The organism is Nocardioides sp. (assembly GCF_964229035.1).
In the GTDB taxonomy this organism is placed as follows: Bacteria; Actinomycetota; Actinomycetes; order Propionibacteriales; family Nocardioidaceae; genus Nocardioides.
In genome coordinates this window covers 1-23194 of sequence record NZ_CAXRAZ010000060.1, presented here as the reverse complement: position 1 = coordinate 23194, position 23194 = coordinate 1, and the positions used below count along the sequence as shown (strand labels likewise).

At 73.2% G+C, this 23194-nt stretch carries 21 protein-coding genes; 3 read left to right on the top strand and 18 right to left on the bottom strand.

Translation table 11 applies throughout. The annotated features are described in order from the left end of the window. Nucleotides 1-155 precede the first annotated feature (155 nt). Both ACERUN_RS17910 and ACERUN_RS17905 read left to right on the top strand, forming a co-directional pair. Nucleotides 156-2360, top strand: coding sequence for a carbon starvation CstA family protein (locus ACERUN_RS17910; RefSeq protein ID WP_370291450.1), 2205 nt, complete (start codon nt 156-158; stop codon nt 2358-2360). After that, nucleotides 2357-2551 carry a CstA-like transporter-associated (seleno)protein gene (locus ACERUN_RS17905; RefSeq protein WP_370291449.1) on the top strand — a complete coding sequence of 65 codons (195 nt, stop codon included), beginning with the start codon at nt 2357-2359 and terminating at the stop codon, nt 2549-2551. The genes ACERUN_RS17910 and ACERUN_RS17905 overlap by 4 nt, the downstream gene beginning before the upstream one ends. A gap of 48 nt (nt 2552-2599) precedes the next feature. Here ACERUN_RS17905 and ACERUN_RS17900 read toward each other — a convergent pair whose 3' ends face one another. The 18 genes from ACERUN_RS17900 to ACERUN_RS17815 form a co-directional block, all read right to left on the bottom strand. Continuing rightward, complete coding sequence (locus ACERUN_RS17900) at nt 2600-4837, bottom strand: [protein-PII] uridylyltransferase (RefSeq protein WP_370291448.1); 2238 nt, start codon at nt 4835-4837, stop codon at nt 2600-2602. 95 nt (nt 4838-4932) lie between these two features. Further along, complete coding sequence (locus tag ACERUN_RS17895; RefSeq protein ID WP_370291447.1) at nt 4933-5271, bottom strand: P-II family nitrogen regulator; 339 nt, start codon at nt 5269-5271, stop codon at nt 4933-4935. A gap of 61 nt (nt 5272-5332) precedes the next feature. Further along, nucleotides 5333-6688, bottom strand: a complete 1356-nt coding sequence (locus ACERUN_RS17890; protein WP_370291446.1) for an ammonium transporter — start codon at nt 6686-6688, stop codon at nt 5333-5335. Nucleotides 6689-6897: 209 nt separating this feature from the next. After that, a complete protein-coding gene (locus ACERUN_RS17885) occupies nt 6898-7236 on the bottom strand; it encodes a P-II family nitrogen regulator (protein WP_370291445.1) in 339 nt (112 codons plus the stop codon). Nucleotides 7237-7241: 5 nt separating this feature from the next. Further along, on the bottom strand, nt 7242-8579 hold the full coding sequence (locus ACERUN_RS17880) for an ammonium transporter (RefSeq protein WP_370291444.1): 1338 nt from the start codon (nt 8577-8579) through the stop codon (nt 7242-7244). A gap of 171 nt (nt 8580-8750) precedes the next feature. Further along, nucleotides 8751-9911 carry a signal recognition particle-docking protein FtsY gene (gene ftsY, locus ACERUN_RS17875; protein WP_370291442.1) on the bottom strand — a complete coding sequence of 387 codons (1161 nt, stop codon included), beginning with the start codon at nt 9909-9911 and terminating at the stop codon, nt 8751-8753. A 45-nt stretch (nt 9912-9956) separates the two neighbouring features. After that, on the bottom strand, nt 9957-10151 hold the full coding sequence (locus tag ACERUN_RS17870) for a hypothetical protein (RefSeq protein ID WP_370291441.1): 195 nt from the start codon (nt 10149-10151) through the stop codon (nt 9957-9959). A 112-nt stretch (nt 10152-10263) separates the two neighbouring features. Beyond that, nucleotides 10264-10749, bottom strand: a complete 486-nt coding sequence (locus ACERUN_RS17865; RefSeq protein WP_370291440.1) for an acyl-CoA thioesterase — start codon at nt 10747-10749, stop codon at nt 10264-10266. Next, nucleotides 10746-14333, bottom strand: a complete 3588-nt coding sequence (gene smc, locus ACERUN_RS17860; RefSeq protein WP_370291439.1) for a chromosome segregation protein SMC — start codon at nt 14331-14333, stop codon at nt 10746-10748. Before smc ends, ACERUN_RS17865 begins: the two co-directional genes overlap by 4 nt. A 287-nt stretch (nt 14334-14620) precedes the next feature. After that, nucleotides 14621-14815: a hypothetical protein gene (locus ACERUN_RS17855; protein WP_370291438.1), complete on the bottom strand. Its 195-nt coding sequence runs from the start codon at nt 14813-14815 to the stop codon at nt 14621-14623. Nucleotides 14816-14893: 78 nt separating this feature from the next. After that, nucleotides 14894-15793, bottom strand: a complete 900-nt coding sequence (mutM, locus tag ACERUN_RS17850; protein ID WP_370291437.1) for a bifunctional DNA-formamidopyrimidine glycosylase/DNA-(apurinic or apyrimidinic site) lyase — start codon at nt 15791-15793, stop codon at nt 14894-14896. A gap of 9 nt (nt 15794-15802) precedes the next feature. Beyond that, nucleotides 15803-16543, bottom strand: a complete 741-nt coding sequence (rnc, locus tag ACERUN_RS17845) for a ribonuclease III (protein WP_370291484.1) — start codon at nt 16541-16543, stop codon at nt 15803-15805. A gap of 19 nt (nt 16544-16562) precedes the next feature. Then, nucleotides 16563-16748 carry a 50S ribosomal protein L32 gene (rpmF, locus tag ACERUN_RS17840; RefSeq protein ID WP_370291436.1) on the bottom strand — a complete coding sequence of 62 codons (186 nt, stop codon included), beginning with the start codon at nt 16746-16748 and terminating at the stop codon, nt 16563-16565. Between the two features lie 51 nt (nt 16749-16799). Then, nucleotides 16800-17357, bottom strand: a complete 558-nt coding sequence (locus tag ACERUN_RS17835; RefSeq protein WP_370291483.1) for a DUF177 domain-containing protein — start codon at nt 17355-17357, stop codon at nt 16800-16802. Between the two features lie 99 nt (nt 17358-17456). Then, a complete protein-coding gene (coaD, locus tag ACERUN_RS17830) occupies nt 17457-17954 on the bottom strand; it encodes a pantetheine-phosphate adenylyltransferase (protein WP_370291434.1) in 498 nt (165 codons plus the stop codon). 10 nt (nt 17955-17964) lie between these two features. After that, nucleotides 17965-18582 (bottom strand): 16S rRNA (guanine(966)-N(2))-methyltransferase RsmD, encoded by a 618-nt coding sequence (gene rsmD, locus ACERUN_RS17825; protein ID WP_370291433.1) that lies wholly within the window; start codon nt 18580-18582, stop codon nt 17965-17967. Continuing rightward, nucleotides 18579-20885, bottom strand: coding sequence for an ATP-dependent DNA helicase RecG (locus tag ACERUN_RS17820; RefSeq protein ID WP_370291432.1), 2307 nt, complete (start codon nt 20883-20885; stop codon nt 18579-18581). Before ACERUN_RS17820 ends, rsmD begins: the two co-directional genes overlap by 4 nt. A gap of 18 nt (nt 20886-20903) precedes the next feature. Beyond that, nucleotides 20904-22625 (bottom strand): DAK2 domain-containing protein, encoded by a 1722-nt coding sequence (locus ACERUN_RS17815; RefSeq protein ID WP_370291431.1) that lies wholly within the window; start codon nt 22623-22625, stop codon nt 20904-20906. A gap of 333 nt (nt 22626-22958) precedes the next feature. Here ACERUN_RS17815 and rpmB point away from each other — a divergent pair, with 333 nt between their 5' ends. Then, nucleotides 22959-23144 (top strand): 50S ribosomal protein L28, encoded by a 186-nt coding sequence (rpmB, locus tag ACERUN_RS17810; RefSeq protein WP_370291429.1) that lies wholly within the window; start codon nt 22959-22961, stop codon nt 23142-23144. The last annotated feature ends 50 nt before the right edge of the window (nt 23145-23194 follow it).

Sequence of the window (23194 nt, the reverse complement as noted above, 5' to 3'; positions counted from 1 at the left end):
GTAGAAGTGGTGGTGCTCGACCGCCGATCGTATCCGCTCAGGGTCGTACCCCCAGCGGCAGCGACGCCCCGGCCGAGACTACTGCTCGGGTGCGGGTGCCCGGGCGGCGGTGGGCGGCCATCGGGGGCACCCACCAGGAGCGAGGAGGCTCCCCCATGGCGACCGACACCGCACCCACCCTCATCGGCCCTCCCCCGCCGCCCGCCCCACACGCCTCCTCGGCGCTCTCGATCGCCGCCTGGGTGGCCGTCGCCGTCGTGGGCGCGGTGTGCTGGAGCGTCCTGGCCCTCGCCCGCGGCGAGGAGGTCTCGGCGCTCTGGATCCTCTTCGCGGCACTGTCGTCCTACGCGATCGCCTACCGCTTCTACGCACGCTTCATCGCCCGCCGCGTCCTCCAGGTGGACGACGCCCGCGCCACGCCCGCCGAGCGGCTCGAGAACGGCCGCGACTTCGAGGTCACCGATCGCCGCGTGCTCTTCGGCCACCACTTCGCCGCCATCGCCGGCGCAGGGCCGCTGGTCGGCCCCGTGCTCGCCGCGCAGATGGGCTACCTGCCCGGCACGATCTGGATCATCGTCGGCGTCATCGCCGCGGGTGCGGTGCAGGACATGGTGGTGCTGTTCTTCTCCATGCGCCGCGACGGCCGCAGCCTCGGGCAGATGGTGCGCGACGAGATCGGCGTCGTCGGCGGCACCGCCGCGCTCGTCGCGGTGTTCGCGATCATGATGCTGATCCTCGCCGTGCTGGCGCTCGTGGTGGTCAACTCGCTCGCCGAGTCGCCGTGGGGCGTGTTCTCGATCGGGCTCACCATCCCGATCGCGCTGTTCATGGGCGTCTACCTGCGCTACCTGCGCCCCGGCAGGGTCAGCGAGGCGACCGCGATCGGCGTCGTCGCGCTGCTGCTTGCGATCGCCCTCGGCGGCTTCGTCGACGGCACCGCCCTCGGCGAGGCGCTCACGCTCTCCCACGAGACGCTCGTGGTGGCACTGGTGGTCTACGGCTTCGTCGCCTCGGTGCTTCCGGTGTGGCTGCTGCTCACCCCTCGCGACTACCTCTCCACCTTCATGAAGGTCGGCGTCATCGTGCTGCTCGCCGTGGGCCTGCTGCTCGCCCGCCCGGTGCTGCAGGCCGACGCCGTCACCTCCTTCGCCACCGACGGCGACGGCCCGGTCTTCGCCGGCAAGCTCTTCCCCTTCGTGTTCATCACGATCGCCTGCGGTGCGCTCTCCGGCTTCCACGCCCTCATCTCCTCGGGCACGACGCCGAAGATGATCGCCAAGGAGAGCCAGGTGCGCATGATCGGCTACGGCGGGATGCTCATGGAGTCCTTCGTCGCCATCAGCGCCCTCATCGCGGCCTGCGTGATCGACCAGGGCCTCTACTTCGCGATGAACTCCCCCGCCGGTGCCACCGGCGGCACCGCCGAGTCGGCAGCCCGCTTCGTGGGCACGCTCGGCTTCACGGTCTCCCCCGACGTGCTCACCCAGGCGGCGGCCGCGGTGCAGGAACCCAACCTGGTCTCCCGCACCGGCGGCGCGCCCACGCTCGCGGTCGGCATCTCCCAGGTCTTCACCGACGCCTTCGGCGGCGGGCTCGCCGCCTTCTGGTACCACTTCGCGATCATGTTCGAGGCGCTGTTCATCCTCACCGCCGTCGACGCCGGCACCCGGGTGGGTCGCTTCATGCTCCACGACTCGATCGGCAACGTGTGGCCGCGCTTCGGCGACACCTCGTGGCGACCTGCCGCGTGGGGCGCGAGCGCGGTCGTGGTGGGCGTGTGGGGCTACCTGCTCTACGTGGGCGTCAGCGATCCCCTCGGCGGCATCAACCAGCTCTTCCCGCTCTTCGGCATCGCCAACCAGCTGCTGGCGGCCATCGCCCTGTGCCTTGCCACCACGCTGCTGATCAAGCACGGCCGGGCCCGCTGGGCGTGGGTCACCCTCGTCCCGCTCTCCTGGGCGCTCGTCACCACCATGTCGGCGAGCTACCAGAAGGTCTTCTCCGACAACCCGGCCATCGGCTACTTCGCCCAGGCCGACAGGTACCGCACCGCTCGCGAGGCGGGTGAGGTGCTGGCACCGGCCGCCGACGCCGGCCAGATGGGCACCGTCATCACCAACTCCACCACCAACGGCGTGCTGCAGGCGGTGTTCGCGAGCCTCGTCCTCGTCGTGGTGCTCAACGCGGTCGTCGTCTGGGTCCGCGCGCTGCGCGCTGGCGGCCTCCCCACCACCGAGGTGCCGGCCAGCCCGTCGTCCATCGTGGCGCCCTCGGGCTTCCTGGCCACGGCGGCGGAGAAGGAGGCCGTGCGCGCCTGGGAGGCCGAGCGCGAGGCCGCGGGCTCGGGGGCTCGGCGATGAGCGGGCTCGCTCCCCTGCGGCGGGCGACGGCCGGTCTGCGCTGGTACGTGCGCGAGTTCACCGGAGAGGCGCGCTGGGACGACTACCTCGCCCGGTGCGCCCGCGACGGCGAGCACCCGCTGGATCGGCGCGCCTGGGAGCGGCGCCGTGCCGACGACCGGGAGCACAGCCGTCAGGCGCGCTGCTGCTGATCGGCTTCCAGTCGGCTCGCCACCGGTTCCTCGCTCCGACGCGAGGGGTCAGCCGTCGCCGATGGCCGCGCGCACCGCGTGCGCGGCCTCGGCGGCGCGGATCTCCGACAGGGCTCCCGCTGCGGACTCCTGCACGTAGAAGACGTCCACGGCCTGCGGGCCGAGGGTGGAGATGTGGGCGGAGCGCACGGTCATGTCGAGAGCGGCCAGCGCTGAGCTCACCTGGTAGACGACGCCGACGCGGTCGGCGGCGCGCACCTCCACCACGGTCGCGTGGTCGCTCGCCTCGGGGCGCACCACCACCGTGGGGGCGAGCTCGCCGGCCGGCACGGGCCGCGGCGCCAGGCGCCGGGCCGGATCGACGCGGCGCTCGGTGATCGCGTCGAACTGGTCGCGCAGCGCGCCCGCGTCGAGGTGATCGTCGGCGACGTCCCACACCGACACGCCGTAGTCGCCCTGCGACCACACCCGCGCCGCCCGCACCGGAACGCGGCGCAGCGCGAAGGTCGCCGCGACGTCGGCGAGCAGTCCGATCCGGTCGGCGGCCGCGGTGGTCACGCGCGATCCCCCGGGCACCCGGACGACGTCGACGGCCAGGCGCCCGGCGCGGGCGACGTCGGGGATCTCGATCTCCTCCTCGCGCACCGGGGCCGGCACCACGCCGCGCTCGAGCGAGGCGCGGGCCCGGCGCGAGAGATCGAGGATGAGGCCCGCACGCCACGACGTCCACGCCTTCGGGGAGGCCGCCTTGGCGTCGGCCTCGGTGAGCGCGGTGAGCAGCGCCAAGGCCTCGGGGGTCCGCACATGCTCGGTGAGCGCGTCGATGGTGGCGGGGTCGTCGGGATCGCGGGTGGTGGCGATGTCGGCCAACAGCAGGTGCCAGCGCACCAGCTGCCCGACGAGGTCCACCTCGTCGGCGGCGAACCCGATGCGCTCGGCGATCTCGCGGGCCACCGGCGCACCCGCGACGCTGTGCTCGGTCAGCCCACCCTTGCCGATGTCGTGCAGCAGCGCGGCCACCATCAGCACGTCCGGTCGGCTCACGCCGCGGATGAGCGCGGCCGCCTCGACACAGGTCTCGACCGAGTGCCGGTCGACGGTGAAGCGGTGGATGGGTGAGGCGTGCGGCAGCAGCCGGATGCGGTCCCACTCGGGCAGGATGCGCGGCAGCGCGCCGGTCTCCTCCAGGGTCTCCCAGACCGCGAGCAGGCCCGGCCCCGCAGCGAGCAGGCGCACCAGCTGCTGGCGCGCCTCGGCCGGCCACGGGTCCGGCAGCGGGGCCCCCTCGCGCACCAGCCGCGCCGCGGTCGGCGGCGCGAGGACGACGTCGCGCACCGCCGCCTCCGCAGCAGCACGCAGCAGCAGGACGGGGTCGTCGGCCGGTCGCGCCCGGGCGTCCAGCACGATCTCCCCGTTCGACAGCGCGACCCCCGGCGCCACCGGCTCGAGCTCCGGACGGCGCGGCTTGGCGGCCGGGGAACGGCGGAGTGCGTCGTCCACGCGCCGCCAGGCCAGGCGCGAGAGGTGGGTCATGCGTCGTCCGAGCTCGCGCACGTGACGCTGGGCCGCGCGCTCGTCCGGCAGGCCGAGTCCCTCGGCGAGCGCCTGCCAGTGCTCGGGAGCGATCCGATCGCTGGCGCGCCCGGCGATCTCGTGCAGCAGGTCGCGGGCGTCGAGCAGCTGCTGACGGCACCGTTCGAGGTCGGCCCCCGGCACGTCGATGAGCCAGGTGGTCGTCAGGCTCTTGAGCACGGTCGCGTCCCGCAGACCACCCTCAGCCTCCTTGAGGTCGGGCATGGAGGCGTGGGCGAGCTCGCCCACGATCCGGTGGCGGCTCACCACGATCTCGCGCAGCTCAGGCAGGCGCTGGCGGGCCTGGCGACGCCACTGCGCGAGGATCGTGGTGCGCAGGCGCAGGGTGAGGCTGGGATCGCCTGCCACGTGGCGCACGTCGAGCAGGCCGGAGGCCACGCGCACGTCGCCGTCGGCGGCGGCCAGCATCTCGGGCAGCGATCGCACCGAGTGGTCCAGGCGCGGGCCGGCGTCCCACAGTGGCGCCCAGAGCCGACCCGCCACCTCGGCCCACGCCTCCCCCCTGACGTCGACCAGCGCGTCGTCGGCCACCAGCACCAGGTCGAGGTCGGAGTGCGGTGCGAGCTCGCTGCGTCCGTAGCCGCCCACCGCGACCAGGGCGCTCCCGGTCTCCGGGGCGCCGGAGTCGGCGAACGCGGCAGCGCACAGCGCGTCGGCGCGGGCGGTGCGGGCCGAACGGTCGGCAGCAGTCATCGGCGTCGTTCTCGCATCGGGAACAGGCGACCGGCGGCGGGGGCGACCGGCGGTGCAGTCGGGGCGGAGGGTGGGGGCGTCGCGGTTCGCGCGCCTCAGACGGCGGTGGGCCCGGTGTCGCCGGTGCGCACGCGCACGACCGTCTCCACCGGGGTGACCCAGATCTTGCCGTCGCCGACCTTGCCGGTCTGAGCGGCGCGGGTGATCGTCTCGACGATGACGTCGACGTCCGCGTCGTCCGCGACGATCTCGATGCGCACCTTCGGCACCATCGCGATGTCGTACTCGGCCCCGCGGTAGACCTCGGTGTGGCCCTTCTGGCGCCCGTAGCCGCTGACCTCGCTGACGGTCATGCCGTTGACGCCGACCGTCTCCAGGGCCTGACGGACGTCCTCCCACTTGTGCGGCTTGACGACTGCGCTGACCAGCTTCACGTGGACCGACCTCTTCTCGACTGAACTGCAGGGGGCTCGGGACTTGCAGGGTGTGCGGTGCTCAGGAGTGCAGACTGCCAGGCCCGGCACCGAAATGGGGGCGGGCACCGCCGGTGACGTTGAGGTCGTAGGCGGTCTCGGCGTGGATGGCCAGGTCGACGCCGGCGACCTCGTCATCGGGATCGACGCGGAAGCCCATGGTCTTCTCGAGCACCCACACCAGTGCCGCGGTCATGGTGAAGGAGTACGCCAGGGTCGCACCGGCGGCCACCAGCTGCTTGCCGAGCTGGTCGGCGCCGCCGCCGTAGAGAAGGCCGTCGACGCTGGTGACCGAGCTCGAGGCCAGCAGGCCGATGATGATGGTGCCCACGAGACCGCCGACGAGGTGCACGCCCACGACGTCGAGGGAGTCGTCGTACTTGAAGGTGTACTTCAGCCCGACGGCCAGCGCGCAGATGGCGCCCGCCGCGATACCGACCACCATCGCGCCGAGGGGGGTGACCGCGCCGCACGACGGGGTGATGGCCACCAGACCGGCCACCACGCCCGACGCGGCGCCGAACGAGGTGGCGTGGCCGTCACGGAAGCGCTCCACCGCCAGCCACGACAGCAGTCCGGTGCAGCCGGCGAGCAGCGTGTTGACGAACACGATCGCGGCCAGGTTGTTGGCGGCCAGCGCCGAGCCCGCGTTGAAGCCGAACCAGCCGAACCACAGCAGACCCGCGCCCACCATGACCAGCGTGAGGTTGTGCGGCTTCATGGGGTCGCGACCGAAACCCACCCGTCGTCCGAGCACGAGCGCGGCCGCGAGACCCGCGGCGCCGGAGTTGATCTCCACCGCCGTGCCGCCCGCGAAGTCCAGCGCGCCGAGCTTGTTCGCCATCCAGCCACCCACGTGGTCGCCGGAGGAGAAGTCGAAGATCCAGTGGGCCACCGGCGCGTAGACGAGCACGGTCCACAGACCGGCGAAGACCAGCCAGGTGCCGAAGCGCGTGCGGTCGGCGATCGCGCCGGCGATGAGACCGACCGTGATCACGGCGAAGAGGCCCTGGAAGGTGGCGAAGAGCGTGATCGGGTACGGCGCGTCGGCCACCTCGGTGAGCATCCCGCGGAAGCCGGCGTACTGCGTCGGGTCACCCACGAGACCGCCGCCGAGATCGTCGCCGAAGGCGATCGAGTAGCCCACTAGCACCCACACGACCATGACCACGCCGAGCGCCCCGAAGACCATCATCATCATGTTGAGCACGCTCTTCGAGCGCACCATCCCGCCGTAGAAGAACGCCAGACCGGGCGCCATCAGCAGCACCAGCGCGGCGGCGGCGAGCAGCCAGGCGGTGTCACCGGACGCCGACGGCGCGGCGGCCAGTGCCGTGGGGGTGCTCGGGATCAGGGCGGAGGGGCTCAGGGCGGTCACGGGCATCGCTGTCCTCACGTCGGTTCAGATCGGGCCCCGCCGCGACGGTCCAGCGTCGCAACAGGGCCCGACCACTGTGAACAGCGAATGTTTCGGCGCCGTAACACGGACTCCGTCGCACGTTACGGGACGGTGAAGCCGTCCGCGCCGCCGGCGGCGCCCGCGGCCGTCCGAGGCCGGTTGGCGCTCACGTCCCGGCTCGACCCGCCTCAGAGCGCCGCGGCGTCCTGGTCGCCGGTGCGCACCCGCACGACCGTGTCGATCGGGCTGACCCAGACCTTGCCGTCGCCGATGCGACCGGTGTGCGCGGTCTTGGTGATGATGCCGACGACGTCCTCGGTGTCGGCGTCGTCGACGACGATCTCGATGCGGATCTTGGGCACCAGGGCGATGTCGTACTCCGCGCCGCGGTAGACCTCGGTGTGGCCCTTCTGGCGCCCGTAGCCGCTGACCTCGCTGACCGTCATGCCGGTGACGCCGAAGGTCTCGAGGGCCTCGCGGACGTCCTCCCACTTGTGCGGCTTGATGACCGCGGTGACGAGCTTCATGGCCCCTACCTCTCCGTTGCCGACGTGGTGGACGAGCTGAGGACCGAGGCGCGACGAGCGCCGCCGCCGGTCCCGAAATCGTAGGCCGACTCGCCGTGCTCGACGAAGTCGATGCCCTCGACCTCGTCGTCCTCGGCGATGCGCAGGCCGATGACCGCCTTCACGAACAGCGCCACGATCAGCGTGGCCAGGCCCGACCAGAGCATCGCGAACACCGCGATCGCGATCTGGACGACGAGCTGCTTCGGGCCGCCTCCGGTGAGCAGGCCGCCACCGTTGGAGGCGAGGAAGCCCACGCCCACGGTGCCGATGAGGCCGCCGACGAGGTGCACGCCGACGACGTCGAGGGAGTCGTCGTAGCCGAACTTGTACTTCAGCCCGACCGCGAGCGCGCAGACCGCTCCGGCCACCAGGCCGAGGACCATCGAGCTCCAGGGCACCAGGTTGCCGCAGGCCGGCGTGATGGCCACGAGGCCCGCGACGACACCCGAGGCCGCGCCCAGGGAGGTGGCGTGGCCGTCGCGGAACTTCTCGACCGCCAGCCAGCCGAGCATCGCGGCACACGTGGCGAGGGTGGTGTTGAGCCACACCAGGCCGGTCTCGGTGGTGTAGGCGTCGAGGTTGATGATCGAGCCGACGTTGAACCCGAACCAGCCGAACCACAGCAGGCCCGCGCCGATCATGGTGAGCGTGAGGTTGTGGGGCTTCATGGGGTCCTTGCCGAACCCGATGCGCTTGCCCAGCAGCAGTGCCAGCACGAGGCCCGCCACGCCCGCGTTGATGTGGACGACGGTGCCGCCCGCGTAGTCGATGGGCGCGACCTCGGCGCCGTCCTTGCCGGAGAACAGCAGGTCGGCCAGGCCGCCCTCGGCGCCGCTGAGGAAGCCGCCCCCGAAGACCATGTGGGCCAGCGGGAAGTAGGACAGCGTCACCCAGATCGGCAGGAACAGCAGCCAGGCGGAGAACTTGAGGCGGTCGGCGACAGCGCCGCTGATGAGGGCGGCCGTGATCACGGCGAAGGTGAGCTGGAAGGCGACGAACACGTAGTTGGCCGGATCGGTCTTCTCGAGGCCGAACTGGTTGAACGGGTCGGAGAACAGCATCGCGATCTCCTTGCCGGCCTTCCCGTCGACGTTCGCGAAGCCCGTGCTGTACGACATCGACCAGCCCCAGAGGGCGTAGACGATGCCGACGACGCCGAGCGCACTGAACGACATCATCAGCATGTTGAGCACGGACTTGGTGCGACTCATGCCGCCGTAGAAGAGGGCCAGTCCCGGCGCCGTCATCAACAGGACGAGTGAGGCCGACACCAGCATCCAGGTGTAGTAGCCGTTTTCCATGCCGCTACCGTCGCGGCGCTTGGTTTCGAATCACCCGGCGTCGCGTTGCCGGCGTGTAACGAGATCGCACCGCCCGTTACGCCTCCGTGACGCCGAGCGGGCGTCGTCCACACGGTTCACGCCCCCTCGGCGACCGATTCGCGCCCCCTCGGCGACCGACTCGCGCCCGGATCAGGACAGGAGCGCGTCGACGAAGGCGCCGGGGTCGAAGGGGGCGAGGTCGTCGGGGCCCTCGCCGAGGCCGACGAGCTTGACGGGGACGCCGAGCTGGCGCTGCACCGCCACGACGATGCCGCCCTTGGCGGAGCCGTCGAGCTTGGTGAGCACGATGCCGGTGACGTCGACGGCCTCGGAGAACACCTTGGCCTGGATGAGGCCGTTCTGGCCGGTGGTGGCGTCGAGGACGAGGAGCACCTCGGTGACGGGGGTCTGCTTCTCGATGACGCGCTTGACCTTGCCGAGCTCGTCCATGAGGCCCTGCTTGTTCTGCAGGCGCCCGGCGGTGTCGACGACGACGGTGTCGACGCCGCGCTCGATACCCTCGCGCACCGCGTCGAAGCCGACGCTGGCGGGGTCGCCGCCCTCGGGGCCGCGCACGACCTCCACCCCGACGCGCTCGCCCCAGGTGGAGAGCTGGTCAGCAGCGGCGGCGCGGAAGGTGTCGGCGGCGGCGAGGAGAGTGGTGCGCTCCTCGGCGACGAGGATGCGGGCGAGCTTGCCGACCGTGGTGGTCTTGCCGGTGCCGTTGACCCCCACCACGAGGACGACGCCGGGCGCGCCGTCGCCGCTGACGCGCAGAGCGCGGTCGATGCTCGGGTCGATGAGAGCGATGAGCTCCTCGCGCAGCACGGTGCGCACGTCGGCCGCGGAGCCCTCGACGCGCAGGCGCTCGCGCAGACGCTCGACGAGCTCCTGCGTGGGGGCCACGCCGATGTCGGCGGCGATGAGGAGGTCCTCGATGGCCTCCCAGGTGTCCTCATCGAGCTGGTCGCGGCTCAGCAGGCCGAGCAGACCGCGGCCGAGGGCGTTGGAGCCGGCGAGGCGCTGGCGCAGGCGGACGAGACGCGAGGCCGGCTTCTCGGGCCGCTCGAGCGTGGGCGCCGGCGGCTCCTCGACCTCGACCGGGGGCGGCAGGAGATCGGTGTCGGCGGGCGGTGCGTCGACATCGGTGTCGGCCGGGGGCGCGAGCAGATCGGTGCCGCGGCCGGAGGCGGGCGGCTCGATCGCGTCGTCGCCACGCCGACTGAGACGGGTCGTGACGAGCCCGGCGAGGGTGATCGCTCCGACGACGGCGATGCCGATGACGAGGTAGAGCCACTCCATGGCGCTCATCCAATCAGGTGGTGGGTGAGCCGCCGCGCCCGGTCGGGGGCAGGGTCAGCGACGCTGTTCGTGCAGCACCCGCTGGTCGTGCTCGTCGAGGGTGGGGGCGCGGTCGACCGCCTTCTCCATGGCCTCGCCCAGCCACGGCAGGTAGGGCACCTGCTCGCCGCGGTGGGGGTAGGCGACATAGAGCACGACGAGGCCCGAGACGACGAGGCTGAACAGCACGGCCAGCACGACGAACAGCACGGTGGAAGCAACTCCTGGTTCTGCGTGGGGAGCGGATGGCGACTGCCTCCATGGTGCCCGACGGGCGGTGAACCAGCCCCATCGCCGAGGCCCGCTCCCGGGGTTCGCGGTCTCAGGCGAGGGCGTCGTCCACGAGCGGGGCGACGGCGGCGCGGACGACGTCCGGCACCGGCGTCACCGGACGCTCCGGCTCGGTGTTGTCGACGTAGACGTGGACGAATCGACCCTCGGCGCTCGCCAGCGCCCCCTCGCCCTCCGGGTCGCCCTGGAAGAGTCCGACGCGGTAGATCACCGACGACGTCCCGAGCCGCTCGACCCGCAGCCCGAGGTCGATCGGTCGGGGGTAGCCCATCTCGGCGAAGTAGCGGCACGACACCTCGGCCACGAGCCCGACGGCGGGCAGCCGGCGGATGTCGACGCCGGTGGCCTCGGCGAGGTGGGCGTTGACCGCGGTGTCGATGAGGTCGAAGTAGCGGGCGTTGTTGAGGTGGCCGTAGACGTCGTCGTCGGACCAGCGGGTGGTGGCGGTGCGCCAGGCCCGGTAGGCCGAGCGCGGCGGACGCGCGCGATCGGGCGAGCCGCCCGCTCCCCCGCTCACGCCGGCTCCGTCTCGCGCAGGCGCTGGCTGATCACGGCCGAGACGCCGTCGCCGCGCATGGTGACGCCGTAGAGGGCGTCGCCCACCTCCATCGTGCGCTTCTGGTGGGTGATGACGAGCAGCTGGGAGTTCTCGCGCAACTCCTCGTAGATCTGGAGCAGTCGCCCGAGGTTGGTGTCGTCGAGGGCGGCCTCGACCTCGTCGAGGATGTAGAACGGCGAGGGCCGGGCCTTGAAGAGAGCCACCAGGAACGCGACGGCCACCAGCGAGCGCTCGCCGCCGGAGAGCAGCGAGAGCCGCTTCACCTTCTTGCCGGGCGGTCGGGCCTCGACCTCGACCCCGGTCGTGAGCATGTCGGAGGGGTCGGTGAGCACCAGGCGACCCTCGCCGCCGGGGAAGAGCCGCGCGAAGGTCGCGTCGAAGGCGGCCGAGACGTCGGCGTAGGCCTCGGTGAAGACCTGCTCCACGCGGGCGTCGACGTCCTTGACGATGTCGAGGAGGTCCTTGCGGGTGGCGCGGAGGTCCTCGAGCTGCTCGGAGAGGAACTGGTGGCGCTCCTCCATCGCGCTGAACTCCTCCAGCGCCAGCGGGTTGACGCGCCCCAGCGAGCTCAGCGCCCGCTCGGCGCTGCGCAGGCGCTTGACCTGCTCCTCGCGCACGTACGGCACGGTGCGGACGGCGTCGTCCGCCCCGTCGGAGGCCCCGTCAGATGCCGTGGCGTCGAGCACCGGCACCGGGAGGTCGGGACCGTACTCGGCGACGAGGGCGTCGGGCTCGAGGCCGAGCTCCTCGAGCGCCTTGGTCTCGAGCTGTTCGATACGCATGCGCTGCTGGGCGCGCGCCAGCTCGTCGCGGTGGACGACGCTCACCAGCTCGTCGAGCTCGCGGGCGAGGTCGCGGGCGGTGCGGCGCACGGTCATCAGCTGCTCCTCGCGCCCGCGGCGGGAGTCCTCCACCTCCTGGCGGCGGCGCGCGGCCTCGCTCACCGAGGTCTCGAGCCGGTCGAGCGCGAAGGCGGCCGCCGCGGCGACGGCCCGGCCGGTCCGGGCCTCGGCCTGGAGGCGGGCGCGCCGCTCGGCGGCGCGGGCCCGGGTCTGGCGCTCGGAGGCGGCCGCACGGCGCATCTGGTCCACCCGGCCGTGCAGGGCGCGCGCCCGCTCCTCGGAGGTGCGCAGCGCGAGCCGGGCGTCCATCTCGTCCTGCCGGGCGGCCCGGGTGGCCTCGACGAGCCGCTCCTGCACGGTGGTGTCGGGCTCCTCGTCGGTGTCCTGCTCCGCGGCACCGAGGCGCTGCTCGAGCTCGGCGAGACCGACCAGGGCCTGCTCGCGCGAGGTCGCGGCCTGCGAGATCGCGCTGGCGAGACGCTCCGCCTCGGCGCGCGCGGCCCGTGCGAGGGAGCCGTGCTGGGCGAGCTCCTCGGCGAAGGCGGCCAGCGCGGCGTCCGACTCGTGCAGGCGGGCCAGCGCGACGTCCACGCGCTGCTTGGCCTCGGCGCGCTCGGCCTCCAGCCGGGCGAGGTCGAAGGTGAGGCGCTCGGCGGAGGCGACGGCCTCGACGAGCGCGTCGGCGGCCTCGTCGACCGCCGCCTGGACCTCGAGCAGCGAGGCGCCGGCCTGGGAGCCGCCGGCTGCGAAGTGGTGCCCCAGGAGGTCGCCGTCACGGGTGACAGCGACGAGGTCGGGCGTCGCCGAGGCGACCGGGCCGGCCAGGAGCGTGCGGGCGGCCGCGAGGTCGTCGACGACGACCACGTGCCCCAGCAGGCGGTCGAGGGCGGGGCGGACGTCGGCCGGGCAGTCGACCACCTCCCGCGCCGGCACGGCACCCGGCGGAAGGTCGACACCGGCGAGGGGCGCCACCGCGGGAGCGTTGCCGACCAGCAGGCCGGCACGGCCGAGGTCGTCGTTGCGGAGCCGCTCGAGGGCGCCCACGGCGACGTCGGCATCGCGCACGGCGATGGCGTCGGCGGCGGCGCCGAGCGCGGCCGCGACGGCGGCCTCGAAACCGGTGCGCACCGACACCAGCGCGGCCACCGATCCCAGGAGGCCGGTGATCTCCTCGCCGAGCGCGAGCAACGCGCCGCCGCCGTCCTTGCGGTGGAGCCCCAACTCGAGTGCCTCCTTGCGGGCCGTGAGCCCCGCTCTGTCACGGTCGGCCTGGGCGGCCTCACCGCGCACCTTGACCAGACGCTGCTCGATGTCGTCGAGGGCGGCCACGGCGGCCTCGTGCTCGGTGTCGAGGCCCAGCTCGCCGGCGTCGAGGCCGGCGACCTGGGTCTCGAGGGCGGTGAAGTCGCGCTGGGAGCGTTCGGCGCGCGCCAGCGCGTCGGCGCGGGCGGCCTCCAGCCGGCCGATCTCCTCCTCGGCCGCACCGGCGCGCGAGCGCAGGCTGTTGACCTGCCCGTGCAGGCGCGCGAGCCCTTCGCGGCGGTCGGCGGCGGCGCGCAGCAGGGAGGCGACCCGCTTCTCCTCGGCGGCGGCGGCGTCCTCGGCGCCCTTGCGTGCGGCGATCGCGGCCTCGAGGGTGCGCTGGTGCTCGGCCACCTGCGCGGTGATCGCGGCCTCCTGCTCGGCGAGGCGCTCGGCCTCGGCCTCGAGCTGCTCGGGGTCGCGCCTGGGCGCGGCCTCGGTCTCGGCGCCGGTTGTCGCGTTGCGCACCCGCTCCCCCGCGAGACCCTGCAGACCGCGGAAGCGCTCGCGCAGCGCCCCGAGCGACGACAGCGTCTCCTGCGCCGCCGACAGCGCGGGGAGGTCCTCGCGCAGGGCGGCCTCGAGCTGCTGCTCCTGCTCGCGCGCCCGGGCGAGGTCGGTCTCGACGGCTGTGCGGCGGGCCTGCACCAGGCTCTCGTCGGCGAGCTCCTGCTCCAGCGCCGTCCGCGCGGTGACGAGGTCGTCGGCGAGCAGGCGCGCACGGGCGTCGCGGACCTCGGCCTGCACGGTGGCGGCCCGACGGGCGACCTCGGCCTGTCGTCCGAGGGGCTTGAGCTGGCGGCGGATCTCGGTGAGGAGGTCCTGCAGGCGCGTCAGGTTGCCCTCGGTCGAGTCCAGCTTGCGCAGCGCCTTCTCCTTGCGCTTGCGGTGCTTGAGGACGCCGGCCGCCTCCTCGATGAAGCCGCGGCGGTCCTCCGGCGTCGCGTGCAGGATCGTGTCGAGCTGGCCCTGCCCGACGATGACGTGCATCTCGCGACCGATGCCCGAGTCGCTCAGGAGCTCCTGGACGTCGAGCAGTCGGCAGGGACTGCCGTTGATGGCGTACTCCGAGCCGCCGGTGCGGAACATCGTGCGGCTGATCGTCACCTCGGCGTAGTCGATCGGCAGCGCGCCGTCGGAGTTGTCGATGGTGAGCACGACCTCGGCGCGGCCGAGCGGCGGGCGACCGGACGTGCCGGCGAAGATGACGTCGTCCATCTTGCCGCCGCGCAGGCTCTTGGCGCTGGCCTCGCCCATCACCCAGGCGAGGGCGTCGACGACGTTGGACTTGCCCGAGCCGTTCGGCCCGACGATGCAGGTGATGCCCGGCTCGAGCTGCAACGTGGTGGCCGAGGCGAAGGACTTGAAGCCCTTGAGCGTCAGGCTCTTCAGGTACACGGCGCTTGCCTCGCTTCGACGACGGGATCGCTGCTGCGGTCGGACGTCCTGTCCGGCGACCGACTCGCCGAGGACGATCGGGCGGATCCCCCCGCGAGCGGGAGGACGGCGCGCCGACCGGGGGAAGCACGGCGCGCCAAGGTTAACGCGTCGACGCCCCGGAACGACGACACCACCCGGCGGATGGCCGGGTGGTGCGGTGCGGTGACGCTGGTGTGCGCCGCGGTCGCGGGACCGCGGTGGCGCAGCGGCTCGACGCCCGCTGCGGGGCGTCGGGGCGAGGAGCCTCAGGCAGGCTGCATCTCGGCGTCGCTGCCGAGAAGCTCGGCGGCACGGGCCGCGAGCAGCTTGTCGTTCTCCTGCGAGAGACGCAGGACGAGGGACTCCAGCTCGGCGACCCGGTTGCGGAGGCGCGCGTTCTCGAGCGCCAGACGGGGGTCGCGGAGGTCGCTGTTCAGGTGACCGATCAGCGCCTTGGCCATGTAGGTGAGCCTTCCGAATCGAGGGGCGTTCGGCCCGGAGGGGGCCGTCTCCAAGAGTCCCACTTCACATCGGGACGGTCAAATACCGGACACCCCGCCCGCGACTCCGCCGGCCGGCCTGCTGCGGCGTGCCCGCGGCACCGGCTGGCACCGGGGGCAGAAGTAGGAGGAGCGGTTCATGAAGGCCACCCGCCGGATGGGCGTGCTGCACCGCTCACAGGGGCGACCCTCCTGCCCGTAGGCGTGCAGCGATCGGTCGAAGTAGCCCGACTCGCCGTTGACGTTGACGTACAGCGCGTCGAAGGAGGTGCCCCCCTGCGCGAGGGCCTCGAGCATCACCTCGCGCGCGCGGGCCAGCACGGTGAGTGCCTGGGCGCGGGTGAGGCGCTCGCCGGGTCGTTCGCCGTGAACGCGGGCGCGCCACAGGGCCTCGTCGGCGTAGATGTTGCCGATGCCCGACACGAGCGTCTGGTCGAGCAGCAGTCGCTTCACCGCGGAGCTGCGACGACGCATCGAGGCGGCCACCGCGACCTCGTCGAACGCCGGGTCGAGCGGGTCGCGCGCGATGTGGGCGATCTCCGAGGGGAGCTCGGCTCCGCCCCGCGAGACGCTCAGCCCGCCGAACATGCGCTGGTCCACGAAACGCAGCTCGCGGCCCTCGGCAGCGCCCTCGAGCCGCAGCCGTACCCGCAGGTGACGCTCGGCCGGCGCCTCGGGCGGCTGCACCAGCAGCTGGCCGCTCATGCCGAGGTGGGCCAGCAAGGCGTCGCCGCCCTCGAGGGGCACCCAGAGGTACTTGCCGCGTCGACGGGCAGCGAGCAGGCGTCGTCCGACGAGGTCGGCGGCGAAACCCGACGGACCTGCCGGATGGCGGCGCACCGGCCGCTCGTGCAGAACCTCCACGCTGCGGATGACCGCACCGGTGACGTGGCGCTCCAGGCCGGCCCGGACGACCTCGACCTCGGGCAGCTCGGGCACGGGCGGTGCCTAGCCCTTGCCGGGGGCGCCCGTGCCGGTGCGCCCCTGCGAGCCGACGCCCAGGGCGGTGCTGATCTCGATGTAGGCCGTCTCGGCAGCGCCCTGCTCGGCCTCCTTCTTCGAGCGGCCGGTGCCGTTGCCGTAGAGGCTGTCGCCGACCCGCACCTGCGCGGTGAAGGTCTTCATGTGGTCCGGACCCTCGTCGGCGATCACGTACTCGGGCACACCGAGCGCGTGGTCGGCGGCGAGCTCCTGCAGGGAGGTCTTCCAGTCCAGGCCCGCGCCGAGCGCCGAGGCCTCGGCGATGAGGGGGTCGAAGAGCCGGTGGACGACGATCGACGACGTCTCGATGCCGCCGCTGAGGTGGATCGCGCCGATGACGGCCTCGACGGTGTCGGAGAGGATCGAGGCCTTGTCGCGCCCGCCCGTGGCCTCCTCGCCCCGACCGAGCTTGATGTGGGCACCCAGGCCGATGCCGCGGGCGACGCCCGCCAGCGCGCGGGCGTTCACGACGGCCGCGCGCAGCTTCGCCAGTCGCCCCTCGGACAGGTCCGGGTGGATCGTGTAGAGCGTCTCGGTGACGACGACGCCGAGCACCGAGTCACCCAGGAACTCCAGCCTCTCGTTGGTCGGAAGACCACCGTTCTCGTAGGCGTAGGAGCGATGCGTCAGAGCGCGGTCGAGCAGCTCGGGGTCCAGCGTGGGATCCCCGAGCGCCCGCCGCAGCTCGTCGTAGGCAGCGATGCCGATGTTCCTCGACGTGGAGGGGTCAGAGGACCTGGCGGCGCTCACCGCGGGCGCCGTACTGACCGCAGGTGCCGCAGGCACGGTGGGGCAGGTGCTTGGCACCGCAGGCGGGGTTGGCGCAGGTCACCAGCGCCGGGGCGACGGCCTTCCACTGCGACCGACGGTGCCGCGTGTTGCTGCGCGACATCTTCCGCTTCGGAACAGCCACTGTCTTCTCCTTGGGTCTCACCGGCCGCCGTGGGGGCGTCCGGACGCATGGTCAGTCGTCGGTGGGCTCGTGCGCGAGCCGGGTCAGCGCGGCCCACCGGGGATCGATCGGGGCCTCGTGCGCGTGGTCCGGGTCGTCCAGGAGGCGCACCCCACACTCGGGGCACAGTCCGGGACAGTCCGGCTGGCACACGGGCTGGAACGGCAGTGCGAGCACTACCGCATCCCGCAGCAGCGGCTCGAGGTCGACCAGGTCGTCGTCGAGCATGCTGACCTCGTCGTCCTCCTCGGCCCCGTCGGCGTCGCGGATGTCGTCGTAGACGAACAGTTCCTGGAACGTCACCTCGAGGGACTCGTGGATCGGCTCCAGGCACCGCACGCACTCGCCGTCGAGATCGGCCGTGGCCGTCCCGGTGACGAGCACGCCTTCCATGACCGCCTCCAGGCGCAGGTCGAGCTCGACCGGCGCGCCCTCGGGTACGGAGAGGACTTCGATGCCCAGATCTGCGGGGGCCGGGACCGAGAGGGACACCTGACGCTGGGACCCCGGTCGACGTCCGAGCTCGCGAGTATCGAGCACGAGCGGGGATCTCGGGTCCAGCTTGTTCAGGGGGTCACTTCCAGTTCCGGGCACAACAGATCCCGCTCATCGTAGTGGTGCCCCCAGGGCGGTCAAAATCCGACCTCCCCACCGGGGTTCACCTCCGGTTCAGCCCCGCTCCCCCGCCGCGCGCTCCTCGAGGCGGGCCCGCAGGCGCCGCTCGACCGCCGGCGGGACCAGACCCGTGACGTCGCCACCGAGCGAGGCGACCTCCTTGACCAGGCTGGAGGACACGTAGCCGAGGCTCGCGGTCGTGGGCACGAACACCGTCTCGACACCGGTGAGGTGGGCGTTCATCTGCGCCATCGGCAGCTCGTACTCGTAGTCGTTGCCGCCGCGCAGGCCCTTGACGATCGCCTGGGCGTCGATCTCGCGACAGAAGTCGACGATGAGGCCGGTGAAGCCCATCACGGTGATGTTCGGCAGGTCGGCGCAGGCCTCGCGCAGCATCTCGAGGCGCTCCTCGGGGTCGAAGAGCCGCGACTTGGAGATGTTGGTGCCGGTGGCCACCACGAGCTCGTCGAACAGCGAGGCCGCCCGCCGGAAGATGTCGACGTGGCCGTTGGTCACCGGGTCGAAGGAGCCGGGGCACACCGCACGGGTCATGGGGGCGAGGCTAGTCGCCCCCGGCCTCGGGCCCGTCGGGGCCATCGAGGCTGTCGGCGAAGCACTCCGCCAGCCACAGCGTCGTCTCGCCGTAGCGTCGCTCCCCCCGCTTGCCGGGCAGCGGCTCGAGCCCGGGCGGCAGGACGGGTCGCGGGCTGCGCGAGGACCGCTCAACGACGACGAGGGCGTCGTCGGCGAGCCAGCCGCCGTCGACGAGGAGGGCCAGGTCACCGGCCACGGCGTCGTCCTCGAGGGGGTAGGGCGGATCGGCGAAGACGACGTCGAAGGGGTGCGGGGGTGCCTCCGAGAGCACCCCCATGACGTAGCGGGCGCGGACGTCGGCCACGCCGCACCCGATCTCGCGGGCGTTGGCCTTGATGAGGTCGGCCGTGCGGCGGTCGGACTCGACCAGCAGCACGGCGCTCGCGCCCCGCGACCACGCCTCCAGCCCGACCGCTCCGGAGCCGGCGTACAGGTCGAGGAAGCGGAGGTCCTGCAGCGAGCCCGCCCACGACTCCACGGCCGAGAACAGCGCCTCGCGCACGCGGTCGGAGGTGGGGCGGGTGAGCGAGCCCTTGGGCGTCTGGAGCCGTCGTCCACCGGCCTGCCCCGCGATGATGCGCGTCACGAGCGGTCCACGAAGGCAGCGGCCTGGGTGCGCTCGAGCTCGGCGACCACCTGCGCGAGTGCCGGAGCCTGGGCGAGGGTGGCGTCGACGTCGAGGAGCTCCTCGGCGGCGGCGCGCGCAGCGACGATGGTGTCCTCGTCGCGCAGCACCCGGAGGTTCTGCAGGCTCGAGCGACGCCCCGCCTGGCTGGCTCCGAGGACGTCGCCCTCGCGCCGCGTCTCGAGGTCGTAGCGGCTCAGCAGGAAGCCGTCGGTGGTGGAGGCGACCGCGTCGAGCCGCTCCCGCCCCGGGGTGCCGGCGAGGGCGTGCGTGACGAGCAGGCACAGGCCGGGGAGCCCGCCGCGCCCCACCCGCCCGCGCAGCTGGTGCAGCTGGGAGATGCCGAAGCGGTCGGCGTCCAGCACGACCATGGTGGTGGCGTTGGCGACGTCGACGCCGACCTCGATGACCGTGGTGGAGACGAGCACGTCGATCTCGCCGTCGGCGAAGGCGCGCATCACGGCGTCCTTCTCCTCGGCGGGCAGGCGGCCGTGCAGGCGCGCGATGCGCAGACCCTCCAGCGGCCCCGCGGCGAGCTGGGCCACGACGTCCTCGACGGCCGCGAGCGGCGGGCGCGGCACCTCCCGCTCCTCCTCGGCCCCGTCGAACAGCGGGCCCTCGTCGGCGAAGGGGTCGAGCGGACCGTCGGGCATCAGCGGGTGCGCCGCCTCGACGACCTCGACCTGGCCGGCCTCGGACTCGTCGGCGGTGATGCGCGGGCACACGACGTAGACCTGGTGACCCGCCTCGACCTCCTCGCGCACGCGCTGCCACGCACGGGCGAGCCAGGCGGGCTGCTCGGCCGCGGGCACGACGTTGCTCTGGATGGGTGCGCGACCCGCGGGCAGCTCGGTGAGCACGGAGGTCTCAAGATCGCCGAAGACCGTCATGGCCACGGTGCGCGGGATCGGCGTGGCGGTCATGACCAGCAGGTGCGGCGGTGCCGCCGACTTGGCGGTGAGCGCCGCCCGCTGCTCCACGCCGAAGCGGTGCTGCTCGTCGACGACGACGAGGCCGAGGTCGGCGAACATCACCTGCTGCTGCAGCAGTGCGTGCGTGCCCACGACGATGCCGGCCTCACCCGAGGCGATGCGCGAGAGCGGGCCGGTGCGCTGGGTCTTGGTCATCGACCCGGTGAGCAGCTCGACGCGGGTGCCCACGGAGTCGCCGAACAGCGTGCCGCCGAGCGCGAGGTCGCCGAGCATCGCCTGGATCGAGCGGTGGTGCTGCTGGGCGAGCACCTCGGTGGGCGCGAGCAGGGCGGCCTGGCCGCCGGAGTCGACGACGCGCAGCATCGCCCGCAGGGCCACGAGGGTCTTGCCCGAGCCCACCTCTCCCTGGAGGAGGCGGTTCATCGGGTAGGGCGCGGCGAGGTCGGCGTCGATCTCGTGGCCCACCGAGACCTGCCCGGCGGTGAGCCGGAAGGGCAGGCGCTCGTCGAACTCGGCGAGCAGGGCGCCGTCGCCGCCGTCGCGTGCCGTGGCGCCGAGCGCGCGCCGCTCCCGGCGACGGCGACCCAGCACGAGCTGGGTGATCAGGGCCTCCTCGAACCGGAAGCGGTGGTGGGCGGCGTACACCTGCTCGCGGGTCTCGGGGCGGTGCGCCAGCTCGTAGGCCTCGTGGCGGGTGACGAGGCGGTTCCGCGTGCGGAGGTCGTCGGGCAGGGCGTCCTCGATGCCCTCGACCAGCACCAGCGCGAACCGCGCGGCGCGGGCGACGTCCCAGGTCTGCAGGCCCTTGGTGAGCGGGTAGATCGGGTAGAGCGCGCCGACCTCGAGGATGTCCTCGGTGAGGTCCTCGCCCTCGGCCCCGTCGCCCATGCCGAAGATCGACAGCTGCGGGTTGGTGAGCTGCCACTCGTCGCGGAAGCGGTCGGCCTTGCCGATGAAGATGCCGCGGTTGCCCACGGCCAGGCGCCGGGCGTGCCACTGCGCGGTGCGCTCGTTGCGGGCGAAGAAGGTGAGCCGCAGGCGCGCGCCCTCGGTGCGCACCGAGGCCTCCACCCGCGCCGCGGGCCGGCCGGTGCGCTTGTCGGAGTAGGTCTTGACCTGGCAGGTGGCGATCTCACCCACCACGCACAGCATCTGGCCCGGCTGCAGCTCACCGAGGTTGCTCAGCGAACCCGTCTCGAGGTAGCGCCGCGGGAAGTGGTGCAGCAGGTCACCCACCGTGGCCAGGCCGAGGCCGTCGATGAACTTCTTGCGCCGCGCGGGCGTGGTGGCGCCCAGCACGGCGGTGATCGGGGAGTCGAAGGTGATGGCCATCGCGGGAGCGAGTCTGCCTCACTCCACCGACATGAGCAGGGGGTAGCGCTCCTGGCCGCCGTCGTAGACGACGACGTCGACGTGCGGGTAGCGCTGCTCGACCTCGGCCCGGGCGCGCTCGGCCAGCGCGGCGCTGTCGAGGCCCTCGACGGCCCCGCTGACGATCGTGACCAGCTCGCCGCCCGCGGCGAGCAGTCGCTCGAGAACGGTCGCAGCCACCGAGGCGAGGTCGTCGCCGACCACCGCGAAGTCGCCCGCGACCACACCGAGCGCGTCACCCGGCTCGCAGGGACCGGCCATCGTCATGGCCTGGCGCGCGGCGATCGTGACGGCGCCGTGGCGCACGTGGCGGGCCGTGGCGGTCATCTCGGTGACGTCGTGGTCGAAGCCCCGGCCGGGCTCGTGCACGGCGACCGCGGCGAGACCCTGCACCTGCGCGTGGGTCTGGATCACCGCCACCCGCAGGCCGCTGGCCCCGTGGTCGGCCTCCGCCGTGCCGGCGGCGGCCTGCGCGGCGCGCACCGTGGGCTCGTCGTTCGGCAGGACGACGACCTCCCGGGCGCCGCAGCCGGTGATCGCCTCGAGCAGCTCACCGGTCGAGGGCCGCCGACCGGGACCGCCCCGGACGACGATCGCTCCGGCCTCCTCGAAGAGCGCCGCGAGGCCGGGGCCCGCCGCGACGGCGACCACGCGTCGTCCGGAGAGCGAGGGGGCGGGTGCGGCGGCGCCGCCGGAGCGGGCCGCCTGATCGGCGAAGTGGGTGACCCGGATGCGGTGCGGGCGACCCATGACGAGGCCGGCCTCGATCGCGGCGCCGACGTCGTCGGTGTGCACGTGGACGTTCCAGAGGCCGTCGCCGCCGACCACGACGACCGAGTCGCCGAGGGTGCCGAGGCGCCGACGCAGGGCCGCGGCGGCGTCGGCGTCGGCGCGCGCGGCGGCGTCGGCGGCGTCGGCGGGGTGCTCGATGTGCAGCAGATACATGACCTCGTAGGCGGGGCCGTCGGGGCTGAGGTCGATGCCCGGCTCCCGGTGCGGCACCGGGATGGCGCGGGCCCCGAGGGGCGAGGTGACCGGGACGGGCCGTCGTCCGGTGAGCACGGTCTCGGCCGCGTCGAGGATGACCGACAACCCGCGCCCTCCGGCGTCGACCACCCCGGCCCGCGCGAGGGCCTCGAGCTGCTCGGGGGTGCGCGCGAGCGCCTCGCGGGCGGCGGCCGCGGCCGCCGTGAGCACCTCGCTGCTGCGGGCGCCCTGCGCGGCGCGTGCCTCGGCCGCGCGGGCCGCGGCGGCCAGCACGGTCAGCATCGTGCCCTCGACGGGTTCGCCCACCGCGGCGTGGCTGGCGGCCGCGGCCTGCGTCAGCGCCTCGGCGAGCACGAGGCCGTTGCGCTCGTCGGGGGCGGCGGCCGCGATGCGCCGGGCCGTGGCACCCAGCATCTCGCTCAAGATCACCCCGGAGTTTCCGCGCGCCCCGAGCAGGGCGCCGCGGGCGAAGGCTCCGAGCACGGCTTCGCGGGTGCAGTCCGGACCCTCCTGGACCTCGCGCACGGCGTCGCGGGCCGCGACGACGGTGAGGTACATGTTGGTGCCGGTGTCACCGTCGGGCACCGGGAAGACGTTGAGGGCGTCGACCTCCTCGCGGGCGGCGGCGAGTGCGTCGACGGCGATGTCGACGAAGCGCACGACGGTGGCCAGCGAGATGCCCTCGCCCTCCCCGCCGTCGACCACGCGCTCCACCGCTGCGTCCTCCTGCTCGAACCCGGACCGCCCTCCCGGCCGCGCGGGCGCCTCCCCCGAGGCGGCGGACCGCGCGACGGTGGTCACACTAGTGGGCGACTCCCCGGCCGCGGCCGGGCGGGCTCGCCTCGGGGAGCTCCCCGACCTCGCTCGGCGTCCGTCGCGATTTCAGCGCCTGTCGACGCCTCGGCTATCCTTCTCCGGTTGCCCGATGCGCCATGCGCAGGGCACATCGGAACCGGCTGGCCCTGGAGCGGGCGGGCCGTTCACACCGAGCTCAGCACGTCCGAGCTCAGAACATCGAGCTACGAACCCGAACCCAGGAGTCTTCCCATGGCCGCCGTGTGCGACATCTGCGACAAGAAGCCGACCTTCGGCAACAACCGGCCGTGGTCGCGCAAGATCACCAAGCGCCGCTTCGACCCCAACATCCAGCGCGTGCGCGCCGTCGTCAACGGCACCCCGAAGCGCATCAACGCCTGCACCGGCTGCATCAAGGCCGGCAAGGTCACCCGCTGACCAACTGAGACTGCCGGACCGCTCCGGTCCACCGCCGCTCGCGGCGACAC